Here is a 17,738-nt window from a genome sequence, read left to right on the forward strand (position 1 = left end):
GACCCGCCCATGAAGATCGTTCGCAAGGCATCGGCAGCATGGACCGGCGGTCTCAAGGACGGGCGCGGCGCGATCTCGACCGGCAGCGGCGTGCTCAGCGAACAGCCTTACGGCTTCGCCAGCCGCTTCGAGGGCCAGCCGGGCACCAATCCCGAGGAACTGCTCGGCGCCGCCCATGCCGGCTGCTTCACCATGGCGCTGTCGCTGATCCTGCAGGAGGCGGGCCACACCGCCGAGCGGATGGAGACAAACGCTGACGTCACGCTCGAGCAGGTCGAGGGCGGCTTTTCGATCACCGCGATCAAGCTGACGCTGCGCGCCAGTATCCCGGGCATCGAGGAGAGTCAGTTTCACGAACTCGCCAACAAGGCGAAGGCCGGCTGCCCGATCTCGAAGGCGCTCAATCCCGAGATCACGCTCGACGCCGCGCTCGCCTGAACATTTCGTCACCGGGGGACTTTGCCAGCAGGAGACGTGCCATGCCGACCTTCACCACCAGCGACGGGACCGAGATTTTCTACAAGGACTGGGGCGCGAAGGACGCCGAGACCATCTGGTTCCACCATGGCTGGCCGCTCAGCGCGGACGACTGGGATAGCCAGATGCTGTTCTTCCTGCATGAAGGCTACCGGGTGATCGCCCATGACCGGCGTGGCCACGGCCGCTCGACCCAGACCGACACCGGCAACGAGATGGACACCTATGCCCGCGACGTGAAGGAGCTCGCCGCGGCGCTCGACATCCGGGACGCCGTCCATGTCGGCCATTCGACCGGCGGCGGCGAGGTCGTCCATTATGTCGCCCGATCCGAACCGGGCCGGGTCGCCAAAGCGGTCATCATCGGCGCGGTGCCCCCGATCATGCTGAAGACCGAGGCCAATCCGGGCGGACTGCCGATCGAGGTGTTCGACGGCTTCCGCGCGGGACTCGCGGCAAACCGCGCGCAGAACTTCCTCGATATCCCGAGCGGCCCCTTCTACGGCTACAACCGGCCGGGCGCGAAGGTCGATCAGGGCGTGATCTGGAACTGGTGGCGGCAGGGCATGATGGGCGGCACAAAGGCCCATTACGACTGCATCAAGGCCTTCTCGGAAACCGACTTCACCGACGATCTGAAGGCGATCGAGCTGCCGGTGCTCGTCATGCATGGCACCGACGACCAGATCGTGCCCTATGACGATTCCGCGCCGCTCTCGGCGAAGCTGCTGAAGAACGGCACGCTCAAGAGCTACGAGGGCCTGCCGCACGGCATGTGCACGACCCATGCCGACATCATCAATGCCGATCTCCTCGCCTTCGTGAAGGGCGAGCAGCTCCCGACCGGCACGGAAAGCCTGATCGTCAATCCGGCGATCCCGGCCTGATCTGCCGAAAGCCGTCATTGCGAGCCCTTCGACGCCGCCTGCGGCGTCGCTCAGGATAAACTCCGCGAAGCAATCCAGGGTGCGTTGAAGCCCGCTGGATTGCTTCGTCACTTCGATCCTCGCAATGACGGAAAAGAGGCCAGCCTCGCTCAGTGGCGCGTGAAGGTGGCCGGGACGCGGGCGTTGGTGTCGCTGACATTGCCCCGGATCACCCGCGCGTTGCTGAGCCGGAGATCGAAGGAATCGGGCGAATAGGTCCCCTTCCCTTCGAGCACGCGGACGTTGAAGCAGTTGATGCGGACCGTCGCGCCGGTCGTGCGCACGCGGCAATCCTCGCGGATGCGATAGTCGCTGCCAACGTTGATGTTGATCGCGGCCGAATTGCCGGTGACGTTCATCGTGCCGCTGTGGCGGACGCCGCCCCAGACCCAGAAGACGCTCCAGCGGCCCTCCATCGACGCCTGGGCCGGCGGCGCCTCCGGGGGTTCCTCGCCCGGCACGGTGACGGGCGGTGCTCCCGGCACCGCGCCCGGCTCGAGCAACCGGATGCGGGAGGCCAGGACATAGCCGACGCGGCCGCTGGCGGTGCGCACCCGCCACCAGGGCGCGGTCTGCGGGTAGGTGGTGAGCGGATCGGTCGCGCCCGCCCGGGCGATCACGCCGAAGCCCTCGGCCGGGCCGGCATGAATGTTGATGCTCTCGGCGCCCTGGATCGCCGCGGCGCGGGTGAACAGCGCCGGATCGGCCTGCTGCGGCGCAACCGGCGTCGCGACCGGCCGCTGCTGGTTCGTCGGCTGGGTGGTCTCGGGCTGATTCTGCGCAAGGGCTTGCGGCTGGTTGGTCGCCGGTGTCGGATCCTGCGGCGCGGGCGGATCGCCCCGCCACCACAGGAAGGCGCCGAGCGCGAGCACCGCCGCGCCGCCGACCCCGGCGATCGCCAGAATGCCTCGGTTGCCGCCCCCCTGCTGAACCGGCGGCGTGGTCAAGAGCGCCGCCATCGGCTGCGTCGCCGCGGGGGAAGGTGATGGCGGGGGTGGCGGAGGCGGCGGCGGCGGCAGGTCGGGCGGCAGCGCGGCCTGGATCGTGCCGGGCGTCGCCGACGGCGGGCCGCAGAGTGCGCGGATGCTGGTCTTCACCGCCTTCCAGCCGGGATGATCGTCCTCGCCCTGCCAGTCGCCGATCGCAGCGAACTGGATCAGGTTGAAGGGGAGCGGCGGCGTGGTGCCGTCGACCGAGGTCTGGATGAGCTTGCGGGCGCTGCGGCCCATGTCGGCCTCGGCGCGCACCCATTCGGAGGCTGCCGCGCTCTTCGACCAGACGACGATCGCCGCCTTGGCGGTGGCGATCTTCTCGCTGATCAGCTCGCTGTAGGAGACGTGCGGGGGGATGTCGTCGTCCCACCAGACATCGTAGCCGTCGCGCGCGACCGCCTCGGCGAGGCGCTTGGCGACGTCCTGATTGTCCCGCGCATAGGAAATGAACACATCGACCATGAAGCACTCCTCGCCGGGCCTTAGCATGGCTGCCGACAGGTTTGGGATAGTCATTTCGTGGCCGTCAGGAAATCCTTCGTTTCAAACGGCTTAGCTCGGAAGAGAGGAACATTGGCGGCCAGCATCGGTTTGGACGGGAAACCGATGGGAGAGAGGAAAATGGCCACCAAAACACGCGAAAGCACGTCACGGCAGGGCAATCGCAGCCGCCCGGCCTTCACCTGGTCGGCCGGGTCGGCCGGCACCCTGGCGGCCGCGGCGGTCGCCGGCGCCGCCGTCGGGCTGGCGGCGAATCTCGGACGCAAGTTCGTCGTCCAGGGCCTCGCCGGTGCGTCGGGCGACTGGGCCGAGACGCTGGCGAACGAGCATGCGATGGTGCTGGCGCTGTTCGACAAGATCGAGGCGACCGAGAACCACCAGACGACGATCCGCAAGCATCTCCTGACCAAGGTCAAGAACGCGCTCGGCAAGCATGCGATCGAGGAGGAGAACGTGATCTACCCGGCGCTGCGCGACGCCAATTCCGCGCATGACGCCGACGCGCTCAACGCCGAGCACGGTTATGTGAAGACCTTTCTCTACGAGCTGGAGAACATGGAGGCCGACAGTCCGGAATGGCTGGCCAAGATCCGCGATTTCCGCAGCCTGCTCCAGAAGCACATGCAGATGGAGGAGCGCGAGGTCTTCCCGGCCCTCAAGCGCGAGCTTTCGGACGAGCAGAATGCCAGGCTCTTCCACGCGATGAGCCGCGAAGGGATGAAGCTGGCATGAGGCTTTCGCCCGTCCCGCGAGTCCGGCGGGAGGGGCGAGAATCTAGGCTCCGGCCCCGTGGCAGTGCTTGTACTTGCGTCCCGAGCCGCAGGGGCACGGGGCGTTGCGGCTCGTCGGCGCGGCCACCTCGCCTTCGCCGGCGCCGACCGGCAGCAGTTCCGACTGCGGGACGGCAAGCGGCGGCAGGCGCGACAGGATCGCGCCGGTACCGGCATCGATGTCCGCCGTATCGTCCTCGCCCGAGAACGGGTCGATATGGTGGGTGATGAAGTCGGGCATCGGCGGCAGCTCGGCCGGCTGCATCGAGAAGCGGGCGCGGGCGAGCGTCGAGGTCACGTCCTCGCGGATCAGCCCGAGCATACGCTCGAACATCATGAACGCCTCGCGCTTGTACTCGTCGATCGGCTTCTTCTGCGCATAGGCACGCAGATGCACGACCTGGCGCAGCGCGTCGAGCATCGACAGATGCTCCTTCCAATGATGGTCGAGGCTCTGGAGCAGGATGCTCTTCTCGATCTGGATCCAGCTGTCCTGCGGCACCTCGGCAAGCTTGTCGGCGATCTGCCGGTCGGCCAGGCCCTGGAGCCGCTCGACGAAGATTTCCGGATCGACCGCATCCTCCTTCATCCAGTCGTCGAAGGGCGGCTGCAGGGCGAAGACGGTGTCGACCCGCTCCTTCAGGAGCTCGATGTCCCACTGCTCGGGATAGGTATTGGGCGGGATCGCCTCGCCGACGATGCCGTTCACCGTCTCGGTGCGCATGTCCTCGACGACGTCGCCGACGGTCGCGGCGTCCATGATGTCGGCGCGCTGCTCGTAGATCACCTTGCGCTGGTCGTTCATGACGTCGTCATATTCGACGACCTGCTTGCGGATGTCGTAGTTGCGCGCCTCGACCTTCTTCTGGGCGGTCTCGATCGCCTTGGAAATCCAAGGGCTGATGATCGCCTCGCCGTCGGCGAGATTCTTGTTCATCAGCCGCGAGAACATCGTCTGCGGGCCGAAGATGCGCAGCAGATCGTCGTCCAGTGACAGGTAGAAGCGGCTGAGGCCCGGGTCGCCCTGACGGCCCGAGCGGCCGCGCAGCTGGTTGTCGATGCGCCGGCTCTCGTGCCGCTCGGTGCCGAGCACGAACAGGCCGCCGGCGGCGATCACCCGCTCCTTCTCCTCGGCGACCTCGGCGCGGATCTTCTCCTCGGCCTTCTCGCGGGCCGGGCCGGGCTCCATGCCGGAAAGCTCGTCCTCGATCCGGAACTCGACATTGCCGCCCAATTGGATGTCGGTGCCGCGGCCGGCCATGTTGGTGGCGACCGTCACGGCGCCGATCCGGCCCGCCTGGGCCACGATATGCGCCTCGCGCTCGTGCTCGCGGGCATTCAGCACCGCGTGCTTGACCTTGGCCTTCTTCAGGAACTCGGAGAGCAGTTCGGACTTCTCGATCGAGACGGTGCCGACCAGGATCGGCTGGCCGATCTTCTGCTTCTCCTTGATCGCCTCGACGATCGCCGCGAACTTGTCGTTCTGGTTCTTGTAGAACTCGTCGTCGTCGTCAGCGCGCAGCACCGGCTTGTGGGTCGGAATCGTCACCACGTTCATCTTGTAGATGTCGAAGAACTCCGCCGCCTCGGTCGCGGCGGTGCCGGTCATGCCGCTGAGCTTCGGATACATGCGGAAATAGTTCTGGAAGGTGATCGAGGCGAGCGTCTGGTTCTCGGGCTCGATCTCGACGCCCTCCTTGGCCTCGACCGCCTGGTGCAGGCCCTCGGACCAGCGCCGGCCGTCCATCATGCGGCCCGTGAACGGATCGATGATGACGACCTTGCCGTCCTTCACGATGTAGTCGATGTCGCGCTTGTAGGCGATGTTCGCCCGCAGCGCCTGATTGAGGTGGTGGACGACCTGCGTGTTCTCATAGTCGTAGAGGTTGGAGCCGACGAGCAGGCCTTCCGCCTCGAGCTGGCGCTCCATCCGCTCGGTGCCGTCCTCGGTCAGGAGGACGCGCTTGTCCTTCTCGTCATATTCATAGTCCTCGGCCGGCGTCGCCTTCACGATCTGGTCGAGGGCAATGTAGAGCTCGGACTTGTCCTCGGTCGGGCCCGAGATGATCAGCGGGGTCCGCGCCTCGTCGATCAGGATCGAGTCGACCTCGTCGACGATGGCGAAGTTGAACGGGCGCTGCACCATCTGCGCGCGCTCGTACTTCATGTTGTCGCGCAGATAGTCGAAGCCGAATTCGTTGTTCGTGCCGTAGGTGATGTCGCTGTGATAGGCCTCGCGGCGCTGGAAATCGGCGATGTTCGGGACGATCACGCCCACGGTAAGGCCGAGAAAGCGGTAGATCTGGCCCATCCAGTCAGCGTCGCGCCTGGCGAGATAGTCGTTGACGGTGATGACATGGACGCCCTTGCCGTCGAGCGCGTTCAGATAGGTCGCGAGCGTCGCGACCAGCGTCTTGCCTTCGCCCGTGCGCATCTCGGCGATCTCGCCGCGGTGAAGGACGATGCCGCCGATGATCTGCACGTCGTAATGACGCTGGCCGAGCACCCGCCAGGCGGCTTCGCGAACCGTGGCGAAGGCTTCGGGCAGGATGTCGTCGAGCGTGGCGCCGTTCGCCAGCTGCTCCTTGAAGCGCTGGGTCTGGGCCTTGAGCTCGTCGTCGCTCAGCGCCTGGATGGCCGGCTCGAACTCGTTGACCTTCTGGACGATCTTGCGCAGCGACTTGACGTAACGGTCGTTGGACGATCCGAAAATGGCTTTGGCGAAACCCCCGAACATAGTGGAATCCTGACTTTATATGGACGCGCCGGCGCGGGGCCGGACCTGGAACTGGGCTGAAGACGGCGCGGCGGGTGCGCCGGAACGGCGAAAGCCTATTCGATCAGGCGGACCGTATCGAGTGGGGCGGCCGGAGTCAGCGCGAAGGCGGGAAGCGAATCGACCACATTGCGCGGGGCTGCGGGCGTAGCCGCGGCCTGGTGAACGACGGCGCGCGCGGCACGCACGGCGCTTGGCGCGAGGGCGCGGACGGTGCCGACCTGTGCGGCCTGCTGCAGTCCCGCCTCCGGCGCACGGACGCCGGTGAGCGCGCCGGTCGCGGCGGTCAGCAGGGACAATAGGGCGAGGATCAGCTCCATCGCCGGTCACATAGTAAGCCCCGCCGCCAAGGTCCAGCGGCGGGGCGTAAGATCAGGCAGTTATATCGATCAGAGGGCGCCTTCGAGCCAGCCCTGGATGCGGCTCTTGGGTTCGGCGCCGACCTTGGTCGCGGCCGGCTCGCCGTTCTTGAACAGGATCATCGTTGGAATGCCGCGCACGCCATATTTCGCCGGCGCATCGGGATTCTCGTCGATGTTCAGCTTGGCGATGGTGACCTTCTCGCCCAGCTCCTCGCTCAGCTCCTCGAGCGCGGGGGCGATCATCTTGCACGGCCCGCACCATTCCGCCCAGAAATCGACGAGGACCGGGCCGGATGCGCCAAGCACATCGGACTGGAAGGAGGAGTCGGTGACGGTCTTGGTGGCCATGAATCTGTCTCCTGGAGAGCTTTGAAGCGGATGTAGGGTGCGCGGGCGCGGCGCTCAAGCACCCGATGGACCATGCGCGTCGAGCAAGTCGTCCGGCAGGGCGTGCAGGATGGGGGCCGCGGTGTAGAGCAATGCCGCCCTGACCGGCCGATCCGGAAAGACGACCCTGAGCGCGGCGCGATAGGCCGCCATCTGGCGCAAATGCGCAGGCGGGATAAGGTCGAGCTCCAGCGGTGCCCGACGCCCGGTCTTGAAGTCGGCGACAAGCACTCCGGTTTCGCTCACGAGGAGCCGGTCGACCGTTCCGGCGACGACCACGCCGCCGGCGATGACCGCCGCGATCGGTGCCTCGGCCAGAGCTTGCGGGCCGAACAGCTCGGCAAAGGCGGCGTCCTCGATCACACGGCAGGCATCGGCGACCAATAGGGCGCGGAGGGCCGGATCGGCGATTCCCGCAGCATGCTCCAGCCACTGGTCGGCCAGCGTCGGCCGAAGGGGTGGCGCGACGCCGGGCAGCCGCTCGAACAGCTGATGAAGCAGCCGGCCACGCAAGGCTGCCGCGCGCTGGTCCGGGCTCGGCGGCGGATCGGACACATCGTCCTCGCCGATCGACGAGGGCGCAAGCGGGCGCGGCGGTCGGGATTCGACCGGCGCCGCGCTCCACAGCCAGCCTGGAACAGCGACGGAGGATTCGGCCGGGGCCGCGGGCGCCCGCTGCGGTTGCGGGGCCGGGCCGAGGCGAATCTCGCGAGTCCACAGATCGGACTCCGTCCAGTCTTGGCCGAGCCCCGCCAATGCAGTCTCCACCGCACGATGCCAGCTCGTCTCCGGCGCGCCGTTGCGGTCGCGCGACGTCAAGGCGCCGCCGACATAGAGCCGCTCCTCCGCCCGGGTGAGCGCCACATAGAGCAGACGCCAATGTTCCTCGCGCTCGAGCTTCTCGCGGCGTGCGACTTGCGAGGCGAGCGGCTCGGCCAGCTCGTCCTTGCGCGGGCGGAAGACCGGGATGCGGGCCCCGTCCGCCAGTTCCAGCTCCGCCATCGCGGTGCCCGGGCCCTTGCGATCCGGATCGGCGCAGGCGTCGGCAAGGATCAGCACCGGCGATTGCAGGCCCTTGGAGCCGTGCACGGTCATCACTCGTACCGCGTCACGGGGGCCCGACGGGTCGCGGACGATCTCGACGTCGCCACGCGCGAACCAGTCGAGGAAGCCCTGGAGCGACGTGCCCGTCCCTTCGAACTCCAGCGCCGCCGACAACAGCTCCTCGATCGGATCACGCGCCTCGGGCCCGAGCCGCTCCAGCAACTTACGGCGCCCGCCGAAGGGGCCGGACAGCAGTGCCTCGAAGAAGCCGTGCGGCGTGGCGAAATCGGCCATGGCCAGGATCGCCTGAAGGCCTTGCAAAGTCTCTGCCGGCGTCTCGCCATGCCCGCGCAGCCGAGGCCACAACGGCCCGTCCCGCCCGGCCGCGACCGCGTGGAGCCGGTCCTGATCCCAGCCGAACAAGGGCGAGACGAGCAGGCTGGCGAGGTTGAGATCGTCGCGCGGCTGAACCGCGAAACGGGCAGCGGCGAGGAGGTCCTGGACCGCAAGCGGCGCAGACAGCAGCAGCCGGTCCACGCCAGCGACCGGCACGCCCTCGGCATGGAGCCGGGCGACCAGCAGGGCTGCCAGGTCGCCGCGACGGCGGACGAGGATCAGGATGTCCTCGGGGCGCAGCGGACGGCCGCGGCTCTGCACATGGAAGGGGTGGTCGAGCCAGCGTCGAACCTGCCGCGCCAGCTTGCCGGCATAGGCACGGGTGCCTTCGGCGATCCAGCCTTCCTCCCCGTCATTGTCTTCGGCCTCGACGGAATAGGGCGCCCACAATGTCACCGAGCCCGTGCGGCCGGCATGATGGCTTTCGTGGGGGTTTGGGCGGCGCGGCAGGCCGAATGCGTCATGGCCGAGATCGCCGATCACCCGATCGACCACCTCCAGGATCTGGGGTGCGGAGCGGAAACTGCGATCCATCGACAGATCGAGGAACGCACGCTCGATCGCTTCGGCCTCGCGCGCGAACCAGGCACGGGCATGGTCGAAGCTCTCCGGATCGGTGCCCTGAAAGCCGAAGATCGCCTGCTTGTAGTCGCCGACGGTGAAGATGGTGCGGTGGCGCCCCCGGGCGCCCTCGCCGGCGAAATATTCGAGCGCGATTGCGCGCACGATGTTCCATTGACGCGTGTTGGTGTCCTGCGCCTCGTCGACGAGAATATGGTCGGTGCGCTGGTCGAGCTTGTAGCGCACCCATTCGCCCATGCCCGGCGTCAGCAAGAGTTTCTCGGCACGGCGGATCAGGTCGTCGAAATCGACTGCGCCGGCGGCCCGCTTGGCGTCGGCATAGGCCAGGGCGAAGGCCTGTCCGGCGCGAAGGCCCGCGGCGAGGCTCGCGACCATTACTGCGCGGGCGCGCATCGACAGAAGCCTGGCGGAGAAATCGAACGCCGCCTCAGCAAGCGCTGCATAGTCCGGATCGGGAGGCGCCTGGCCTTTGCCGAAGCTGCGCAGCTCGCCGTCCGCCTTCGCCCAGACGGTATGGAGGTCCGCCAGCAGTCGGACCCGTTGCGCGGGCTCGGCGGCGAGCCAGCGCGCGCACATGTCTTCGCGTTCCAGCCCGCTCCGTGTCCCCCAGGCGCCGTTGAGTGCGCCGATGCGCCGGAGTGCGGCGATGTCGAACATGTCGTCGGCGCAAGCGGCAGCGATCGCCTCGTCAATGTCTCCAAGCGGTAGCTCGAAGGCGTGGCGCAGGCGGGCCTCGATCCCTCCGCGGACGCCAAGCGTCGTCATGGCGTCGGGCGCACGGGCGCAGGCCTTGAGAAAGCTCTCGGCACCGCCTTCTCCCAGGCGCAGGCTCAGCGCCTGCATGTCGGCGATCAGGCCCAGGTCGCCTTCGGCTTCCGAACGGACCAGCAAGTCGGCGAGCGCGGTACGGGCCAGCAGCTGCTCGTCACGTCCGTCCAGCGGGCGGAAGCCCGGCACCAGCTCCGCTTCGGTCGGGAAAGCGGCGAGCAGGCTCTGGGCGAAGGCGTGGATCGTCTGGATGCGCAGGCCCCCACCGGTCGCCTCCAGCACGCGGGCGAAAAGGGTACGGGCCAGCGCCCGCGTCTCCGGACCGGGATCCTCGTCGAGCGCGAGCAGCTCGGCGCCGAGTTCGGCGTCCTTGAGCCGCACCCAATAAGCGAGCCGGGCATGGATGCGCTCGGCCATTTCGGCGGCGCCGGCCTTGGTGAAGGTGAGGCAGAGGATCGAGGCCGGGTCGACGCCGGCGAGCAGCAGCCGCAGCACCCGGGCGGTCAGCACATGGGTCTTGCCCGTGCCCGCCGAGGCCGACAGCGCCGCATGGTCGCGCGGATGCGAGGCCCGGAGCTGGTCCCCCTCCAGCACGGCAAGCGGCCTGAGGCGACTCATCGGCGGCGAGCCTCGATCGTGGACCGGAACGACATCGCCATAACGCTAGCCGCCCGTCCGTCATCCGTCACGCCCTGCGCAAACGGGCGGGATATGATATGGTCCCCCGGTTCGACTCAGCGACGCCCGCATTCGGCATGGGATCGGCACCGGGACGCGTCGCCGAGGCCGCGGCCAAGGATGCACTGCGGCAGCGAGATGCTAGCAAGCGACGCGCACTTTGCCTTGCAAAGAATTGAGAAAATTGAGAAAGATCGAAAGTTAACATATTTTATGAATGCGAGCGAAAGATTTTGAATCCGCGCGAGACTGTAGTTCAAACAGGTCACTCTAAGGAGACCACGGGGGTGGGCGCACAGGACCGGTCACGTGAGATACTGCAGCTGATCAGTGAAGGCTTCGTGCTCGTCGACACCGGCTTCACAGTGCTGGAAATGAATGCGGAGGGCGAGCGGATCGACGGCCGTCCCGCCGCGAAGATCGTCGGCAGGTCGCTCTGGGACTCGTGGCCGAATGTGAAGGACGGCCAGCTCGGCCATCTGCTCAGGGAAGCCATGCACGACCGCCGGCCAGTCTCGTTCGAGCACCTCTACACCTGGCCCGACGGGCGGCAGGCCTGGATCGAGACGCGCGCCTATCCGAGCCGGGACGGGCTTGCCATCTTCTTTCGTGACGTCAGCAGCCAGCGCGAGACGGAGGAAGAGCTCAGACGCACACAGAGCGAACTCATCCACGCCTCGCGGATGAGCGCGATGGGGGCGATGGCGGCGACCCTGGCCCATGAGCTCAGCCAGCCGCTGACCGTCGTCGGCAACTACGTGAACAGCGCACGCCGCCTGCTCCAGGCCGTCCCCGCCGCCCAGGCACGGGATGCGCGACAGGCGCTCGGCTTCGCCGCGACCTCGACCGAACGGGCGACCGAGCTCCTGAAGCGACTTCGCGCCTTCGTCGCCAAGGGGCGCACCGAGACCGAAACCCACGACATCCAGACGATCGTCGCCGACGCGTCGGTGCTCGTCCTGCCGCACGCCCAGAGCGAAGGCGTGGAGATCCAGTTCCGGCTCGACCGCTTCGCGAAATGGGTGAAGGCCGATGCGGTGCAGATCCAGCAGGTGCTGATCAACCTCATCAAGAACGCGATCGAGGCGATGCGCGGCGCCGAGCTGCGCCGGGTGACGATCAGCACCGGCCTCTCACCTGACGGCCAGATCGAGGTCGCCGTCGAGGATACCGGCGCAGGTCTCGACGAGGACATACGGCGCGAGCTGTTCACGCCGTTCAGCAGCGGCAAGGATAAGGGGCTCGGCGTCGGCCTGTCGATCAGCCGTACGATCGTCGAAGCGCATGGCGGCACGATCGAGGGCGCGCCGCGCGATGGCGGCGGCGCCGTGTTCCGTTTCACCCTGCCGCGGGCGACGCCGCCCGCCTAGGCGTCGCGCGGCGCGAAAAGCGGCAGCCGTTCGGCGGCAAGCGCGCCTTCGATCTCGAGCAGCTTGAGCTTGGTCGCCGCGCCACCGGGTGCCGAGAAGCCGCCGGTGCGGCCGTCCGCAGCCGTGATCCGATGGCACGGTACGACGATCGGCCAGGGATTGCGGCCGAGCGCCTGCCCCACCGCCTGCGCCGCGCCGGGATCGCCGAGGCCGCTTGCGAGCTGGCCGTAGGTCCGCGTCTCGCCGGCAGGGATCGCCAAAGCGGCGCGATACACCGACGCTTCCCAATCGCCGACCCGCGCGAAATCGATCGGCACGTCGGCATAGTCGTCGCGGCCACCGCCGAGATGGGCGACTATCCGGACGGTGATCGCACAAATGGACTCCGGCGGCTCCGTATCCTCGAGATCGGGAAAGCGCCGCGCGAGCCGCGCCCGCGCCCCGGCCTCGGTCGGCTCGGGGAGCTGGAGGCCGCGCAGGCCATCCTGGCCCCACGCGATCCCGCAGGGGCCGAGCGGCGTATCGAACAAGGTGAATCCTGAGTCGTTCATATCGCCCTTCTAGCCGGCGATACAGCGCATGCCTTCCCGTTCCTTGCGGGGGAACAGCGGTCCCCGTCGCCGGTTTGGCTTCACGCCCGGGACAGGCTAAGACGGCCTGCGACCGCAGAGCCCGAGCGGGGTTTCGAACAGCGCGAATCCGGTGGCGGTCATCCCTCCCGATTGCACGGATTCCAGCCTTTGCGGCTGCTTGACAGCCCCTGCGGTTCATCTACTGTTCGAAACGTCTGGTTGTTGCGGACGGCGTGGCTGCCTTGGGTTCGCAATGCCGCCCGGACACAGGGGAGATCAGACATGAAACCCACACGGAAGCTGAGCCGTCGCTCGTTTCTCGGGCGGGTGGCCGGCGGGGTTATCGTCGGCGGTGCCGCCCTGACCCTGATCAGCGACGAGGCGACGGCCCAGACCGGCTGCAGCGACACCGACAGCGGCACCTATAGTGATCCACCGGGCAACGGTCGCAGCTGCGGACGCCGAAGCGGCTGCAGCGACACCGACAGCGGCACCTATCGCGATCCGCCGGGTAACGGCCGCAGCTGCAGGCGCCAAAGCGGCTGCAGTGACACCGACAGCGGCACCTATCGCGATCCACCGGGCAACGGCCGCAGCTGCAGGCGCCAAAGCGGCTGCAGCGATACCGACAGCGGCACCTATCGCGATCCGCCGGGCAACGGCCGCAGCTGCGGGCGCCGCTCGGGCATTACCGACGGCGACACCGGCCCGGATGCCGACCCCCCCGGCAATGGTCGCGGACGGCGCGGCAACCGCCGCTAGGCCCTCACCCACAGCGACGACGCGCGCGACAGGAGGGACGGCGGCGCCGGCTGCCGTCTCTTCGTCACATCCGGCGCGGCCGCCGGTTTCCTATCTGCGCCGGAGCCGCTAAAGACGATGGTCCGATCCGCAAATGAGCGAGGAACGATGTCCGGCGAGCCCAGCGACAGTGAAGACGAGACCCCGAGCATTCTCGAGGAAGCGGCCGCAGCCAAGCGTTCGGCGGACAAGGCGGCCGGAACGAAGCGCACCCGCCAGCTCGTCACCGGCGCGGCGATCGGCGTCGGCTCGGCGGCGCTGGTGGCCGCCCTTCTCTATGCCAGCCGCAATCGCAAGAACGACAAGAGCTGAACCCGCTCGCGCCGGAACTTCGCCGGCGCCACCTGCATTCTGGCCCTGAACCACCCGGTCTTCAGGAGATGCCGACATGCTGGAATTCCTGCCATCCAACGAGGATGTCGTTGCCGTGCGCTGCAGCGGCCGGTTCACCCATGCCGAGATCGACTCCTACATGGACCGGATCGAGGCCTCGTTCGCCGCGCGCGACAAGACGCATCTTTATGCGGAAGTGATCGATTTCAGCGGCTTCGAGACCGACAGGTTCCTCGACACGCTGAAGCGCAGCGGCCCCTGGCTGGGCAAGCTCGACAGGATCGGGCGCGTCGCGATCGTCGCGGACCAGGACTGGATCCGCTGGCTCGCGAAGGTCGAGAGCGCGGTGCTGCCGCACGTCAGCTACGAGACGTTCAAGAGCGACGAGCGCGACCGCGCCCTCGCCTGGGTCGAGGGGCGGCTGGACTCGCCCCATGCCGCGGCGATCAAGGTGATCGAGACCGACACGCCAGACGTCTTCGGCTTCGAGATAGACGGGCACGCGGGCAAGGCCGAGCTCGACGCGATTTCCGCGCATTTCCTCAAGGCGATCGAAGGCAAGGACAAGGTCAGCTTCCTAGGACGCCTCCGCAATCTCGGCGGCTTCCAGTTCGGCGGCCTGCTCACCGGCGACTATTTCGCCCTGAAGCGCGAGGCGCTGCAGCGGCTGGAACGCTATGCCGTGGTCGGTGGTCCACCGTGGATCCGGACGATGCTCAATACCCTCTCGCCCCTGTTCAAGGCCGAGATCCGGCATTTCGAGCCGGAGGAGGAAGAGGCGGCCTGGGCGTGGCTCGGCGCCAGGCCGGCGTCGGAGCGGACGCTGGTTTCCTGAGGCTGACAACCTGTCTCGCCTGCGCAACGGAGACGCGCTACCCGTAGCCGACCATCCGGGAGGGGATCATGCGCAAGCTCATCTTTGCCGCGGCCTGCATGCTGGCCAGCGCCGCCTCGGCCCAGGCGCCGCAATCGATCGCGCGCACGCCCGACGAGACGGCCGTGCTCGCCGCCGATGCGGCGCAGCGCACCGCCGTCGCCGACATCGATCTCGGCGCCATCGCGATGAGCGCCCATCCCAATCTGCGGGTGAACGCGCCCAACAACCGCATCCTCACGCGCGACGACTTGGTGCGCATGGTCGGATCAGGCGAAATCCGCAATGAGGTGTTCGAGCGGGTGCCCGAGCAGGTGGTGGTCACCGGCGATGTCGGCGTCGTAATGGGACGCGAGCGCGTCTTTCCGGGCGCAGCCAGCGAGCAGTCGCGCATGTACGGCCATCGCATCCTCGACCGGCGCTACACCAATATCTACGTGCGCGACGGCAGCCGATGGCTGCACCTCGCCCGCCACGCCAACATCGTTCCTGATCGGCCGGCGCCCTAGTCCGCCGCGGGCGGCACGACGGGCACGAGTTCTAGCACCTCGATCTTCGCCCCGCCGCGCGGCCAGGGGAAGACGATGCGGTAGCGGAACGGCCCGACCCGCTCGACGATGCCGACCATGTCCCTTTCGGGATCCTGCCCGTAAGCGGTCGGATCGCCTTCGACGCCCTCGACCATCGTGCCGAGGAAGATGCTGCGCACGTCGGTGTCGTTCCAGACATAGCCGGCCGGGCGCTCGGACCCGGTCTGCTTGGTAAAGGCGAGCAGCTCGTCCTCCACGCCGACATAGCAGAAATAGGAGGGATAGGCGGTGAAGGCGGCGCGGCGCGGACCGGCGCCGAGCCGGATCACGCGGCAATTGTAACTGCCGGGCGGCAATGCGGCGCGCGGCAGACCGGCGCCGGGATTGAGCAGCACCCCTTCCGCGTCGATGGCGCGGCCGAAGCGCGGCCGGGCCTCGGCAAGGCCCTCGCTCCAGGCGCTGTCGAGGCGATTGAGACGGTCGGTATCCGCCTCCCGCACGGCGGTGCGCCAGCTTTCCTCCTCGGGCGGCGCGGCGACCGGCTCCGGCGGCGCGGGCGGCGTGGGAGAGGACTGGCAGGCGGCGAGGACCAGGCAGCCGAGAAGCAGCGCAAAGCGGACGCCGGCCATGGCGTCAGGCCTGCGCGCGGGCTTGGGTCGTGGCGGCCGAGAGGATCCGCTCCAGCACCGCCGGGTGCAGCGGCTGGGTGAACTCGCAGGTGAAGCGGTAGCCATCGATCGAGACGATCCGCGCCGGCCAGCCTTCGAGCCCCGGCAGCACGATCCAGAGCAAGGTCCCGAGCCTGAGCGGCACGAAGGAGTCGAACTCGACCGCCCGCGTGGTGAGCGAGGCGACATCGATCGCCCAGCGTCGCGTCCCTTCGCGGACCCGCGCCGGCAGGCTGAGCTGGATCGCGCCTTCGGACGGCACTTGCGCTGTCGGTTGCGGCACTTCCGGTAGCGGCGATGGCGCATGGAAATCGGCCGGCGGCGCATTGCGGCGCCCGCGCAGCCACGGGATCATCTCCTGCCAGGCGAGCTCGGGCTGGAAGGAGATACCGGCGACGGTGCCGCGCACCCAGCGCACGCTCCCTTCGATCGGCCGCAGGCCTTCGGGCGTGATGACGATACGGGCGTCCTGATCGAGCGGGAACGGCGTGTCGATCTTGGCGCCGCCCTGGGCGAGATCGCGCACGGTGATCAGCTCGGTCCGGCCTGCGGTCTCGAGCAGGGCCGGGCAGAACACCTCGACGCGCGGCATGCGCCGCCGCTCGCCGGGCTGGCTGACCAGCGCGCGGGCGAGAATCGGCAGGACGTCGATCGGTTGGTCGAAGCGCAGCCCCAGTTCGGAGCCGCGGCACCAGACGATCGTGCCATCGAGATGCTCGCCGGTCTCGAGCTCGAGCTCCAACCGGCGGCCTTCCTCGGCCGGGGTGTCGACATGCAGGACCGCGCCGCCCGCGCTGATCTTGCGGATCAGGCAGACCTGGCGGATCGAGCCGATGATCAGCGAACCGGGCTGAAGGACGGACTCGTCGACTTCCTCCACCGACGCTTCGACCAGCGGCACCTCGCCGGACAGGGAATAGATGGTGTCCAACAGAGCGCGCATCCTCGCATTAACCATATGAGGAACCGCCCCATATGGATTACGCCATTTTCCGCCGAAAAGGGTTTACGAAATCCTAATATTTCGGACTCGTAACGTCGCACTTCCCCCTGACGACCCGACATTTGCACCGGCTCGCCGTGCCGCTATGTCGGAACCCGGCCTTTCTTTCCAATTGACCGGGAGCCAGGGATTTGTTCGACCTGTCCGCCGACACCCTGACCGCCATCCTTCCCTTCATCGCCGTCGGCTTCGCCGCGCAGCTCGTCGACGGCGCGCTCGGCATGGCCTTCGGGGTAATTTCCAGCACGTTGCTGATCAGCCTTGGCGTGCCGCCGCAGGTCGCTTCGGCGAGCGTCCATGCCGTCGAGATGTTCACGACCGGCGCATCGGGGATCAGCCACGTGCTGCACCGGAACGTGAACTGGAAGCTGTTCCGCCGGATCGTCATCCCGGGCGTGATCGGCGGCGTCCTGGGCGCCTATGTCCTGACGTTGGCCGCGGAGCGGGCGCGGCCGTTCGTGCTCGCCTATCTCGCCGCCATCGGCCTTTATCTGCTGTGGCGGGGTCTGAGACACGCTCATCGCGAGCGCAAGCCGCGCGTCGTCGAGCCGCTCGGCCTGGTCGGCGGCTTCCTCGACGCGGCCGGCGGCGGCGGCTGGGGGCCGGTCGTCACCTCCAACCTGCTCGTCCAGGGCGCGCATCCGAGGAAGGTGATCGGCACGGTCAACACGTCCGAATTCTTCCTCGCCGTCGCCATCTCCGCGACCTTCCTCTTCTCGCTCGGGGCCGAGGCGTTCACGACCACCCTGGTCGGCCTGCTGATCGGCGGCATGCTCGCCGCCCCGTTCGGCGGCTATGCTGCGAAGAAGATTCCGGCCAAGGGCCTGCTCGTCCTCGTCGGGGTCGTGCTCACCCTGACCAGCATCTACGGCATCTGGACCGCGCTCAGCTGATCGGTCCGCAGGCGAAACAACCTGCGGCACATCTC

Annotated in this window: 17 protein-coding genes; 9 read left to right on the top strand and 8 right to left on the bottom strand. The window is 67.9% G+C overall.

The genetic code is table 11. The features are described 5' to 3' along the window. Window positions 1-9: 9 nt before the first annotated feature. Window positions 10-438, top strand: a complete 429-nt coding sequence (locus tag RCO27_RS02695) for an OsmC family protein (RefSeq protein WP_309001096.1) — start codon at window positions 10-12, stop codon at window positions 436-438. Window positions 439-479: 41 nt separating this feature from the next. After that, window positions 480-1,364, top strand: a complete 885-nt coding sequence (locus RCO27_RS02700) for an alpha/beta hydrolase (protein ID WP_309001097.1) — start codon at window positions 480-482, stop codon at window positions 1,362-1,364. 149 nt (window positions 1,365-1,513) lie between these two features. Here RCO27_RS02700 and RCO27_RS02705 read toward each other — a convergent pair whose 3' ends face one another. Beyond that, window positions 1,514-2,857, bottom strand: coding sequence for a TIR domain-containing protein (locus RCO27_RS02705; RefSeq protein WP_309001098.1), 1,344 nt, complete (start codon window positions 2,855-2,857; stop codon window positions 1,514-1,516). A 159-nt stretch (window positions 2,858-3,016) separates the two neighbouring features. On the opposite strand from RCO27_RS02705, the gene RCO27_RS02710 reads away from it, so the two are divergent. Continuing rightward, entirely contained in the window at window positions 3,017-3,628 is a 612-nt protein-coding gene (locus RCO27_RS02710; protein ID WP_309001099.1) for a hemerythrin domain-containing protein, read from the top strand. A 42-nt stretch (window positions 3,629-3,670) separates the two neighbouring features. Here RCO27_RS02710 and secA read toward each other — a convergent pair whose 3' ends face one another. From secA to addA, 4 genes are all read right to left on the bottom strand, one after another. Continuing rightward, window positions 3,671-6,403: a preprotein translocase subunit SecA gene (secA, locus tag RCO27_RS02715; protein WP_309001100.1), complete on the bottom strand. Its 2,733-nt coding sequence runs from the start codon at window positions 6,401-6,403 to the stop codon at window positions 3,671-3,673. A gap of 95 nt (window positions 6,404-6,498) precedes the next feature. Beyond that, window positions 6,499-6,762 carry a hypothetical protein gene (locus RCO27_RS02720; RefSeq protein ID WP_309001101.1) on the bottom strand — a complete coding sequence of 88 codons (264 nt, stop codon included), beginning with the start codon at window positions 6,760-6,762 and terminating at the stop codon, window positions 6,499-6,501. Between the two features lie 69 nt (window positions 6,763-6,831). Beyond that, a complete protein-coding gene (trxA, locus tag RCO27_RS02725) occupies window positions 6,832-7,152 on the bottom strand; it encodes a thioredoxin TrxA (RefSeq protein ID WP_309001102.1) in 321 nt (106 codons plus the stop codon). Between the two features lie 54 nt (window positions 7,153-7,206). Then, window positions 7,207-10,599, bottom strand: coding sequence for a double-strand break repair helicase AddA (gene addA, locus RCO27_RS02730; protein WP_309001103.1), 3,393 nt, complete (start codon window positions 10,597-10,599; stop codon window positions 7,207-7,209). Between the two features lie 347 nt (window positions 10,600-10,946). Here addA and RCO27_RS02735 point away from each other — a divergent pair, with 347 nt between their 5' ends. Then, window positions 10,947-12,029 carry an ATP-binding protein gene (locus tag RCO27_RS02735; RefSeq protein WP_309001104.1) on the top strand — a complete coding sequence of 361 codons (1,083 nt, stop codon included), beginning with the start codon at window positions 10,947-10,949 and terminating at the stop codon, window positions 12,027-12,029. Here the strand turns inward: RCO27_RS02735 and RCO27_RS02740 are convergent. Continuing rightward, the gene (locus tag RCO27_RS02740) at window positions 12,026-12,580 is read right to left on the bottom strand and encodes a methylated-DNA--[protein]-cysteine S-methyltransferase (RefSeq protein WP_309001105.1); all 555 of its coding nucleotides are present in this window, start codon (window positions 12,578-12,580) and stop codon (window positions 12,026-12,028) included. The genes RCO27_RS02735 and RCO27_RS02740 overlap by 4 nt on opposite strands. Window positions 12,581-12,883: 303 nt before the next feature. Here RCO27_RS02740 and RCO27_RS02745 point away from each other — a divergent pair, with 303 nt between their 5' ends. The 4 genes from RCO27_RS02745 to RCO27_RS02760 all read left to right on the top strand — a co-directional run bounded on the left by RCO27_RS02745 (window position 12,884) and on the right by RCO27_RS02760 (window position 15,118). Beyond that, window positions 12,884-13,363, top strand: a complete 480-nt coding sequence (locus RCO27_RS02745) for a twin-arginine translocation signal domain-containing protein (RefSeq protein WP_309001106.1) — start codon at window positions 12,884-12,886, stop codon at window positions 13,361-13,363. A 147-nt stretch (window positions 13,364-13,510) separates the two neighbouring features. Further along, window positions 13,511-13,714 carry a hypothetical protein gene (locus RCO27_RS02750; RefSeq protein ID WP_309001107.1) on the top strand — a complete coding sequence of 68 codons (204 nt, stop codon included), beginning with the start codon at window positions 13,511-13,513 and terminating at the stop codon, window positions 13,712-13,714. A 76-nt stretch (window positions 13,715-13,790) separates the two neighbouring features. Further along, complete coding sequence (locus RCO27_RS02755) at window positions 13,791-14,570, top strand: STAS/SEC14 domain-containing protein (RefSeq protein ID WP_309001108.1); 780 nt, start codon at window positions 13,791-13,793, stop codon at window positions 14,568-14,570. A gap of 68 nt (window positions 14,571-14,638) precedes the next feature. Continuing rightward, entirely contained in the window at window positions 14,639-15,118 is a 480-nt protein-coding gene (locus RCO27_RS02760) for a DUF4440 domain-containing protein (protein WP_309001109.1), read from the top strand. Here RCO27_RS02760 and RCO27_RS02765 read toward each other — a convergent pair. Both RCO27_RS02765 and RCO27_RS02770 read right to left on the bottom strand, forming a co-directional pair. Continuing rightward, on the bottom strand, window positions 15,115-15,768 hold the full coding sequence (locus RCO27_RS02765) for a DUF4893 domain-containing protein (protein WP_309001110.1): 654 nt from the start codon (window positions 15,766-15,768) through the stop codon (window positions 15,115-15,117). The genes RCO27_RS02760 and RCO27_RS02765 overlap by 4 nt on opposite strands. Window positions 15,769-15,772: 4 nt before the next feature. Then, window positions 15,773-16,750, bottom strand: coding sequence for a PilZ domain-containing protein (locus tag RCO27_RS02770; RefSeq protein ID WP_309001111.1), 978 nt, complete (start codon window positions 16,748-16,750; stop codon window positions 15,773-15,775). A 191-nt stretch (window positions 16,751-16,941) separates the two neighbouring features. Here RCO27_RS02770 and RCO27_RS02775 point away from each other — a divergent pair, with 191 nt between their 5' ends. Beyond that, window positions 16,942-17,703, top strand: a complete 762-nt coding sequence (locus RCO27_RS02775; RefSeq protein ID WP_309001112.1) for a sulfite exporter TauE/SafE family protein — start codon at window positions 16,942-16,944, stop codon at window positions 17,701-17,703. The last annotated feature ends 35 nt before the right edge of the window (window positions 17,704-17,738 follow it).

Origin of the sequence: Sphingosinicella sp. LHD-64 (assembly GCF_031157375.1) — a bacterium.
Classification (GTDB): Bacteria; Pseudomonadota; Alphaproteobacteria; order Sphingomonadales; family Sphingomonadaceae; genus Allosphingosinicella.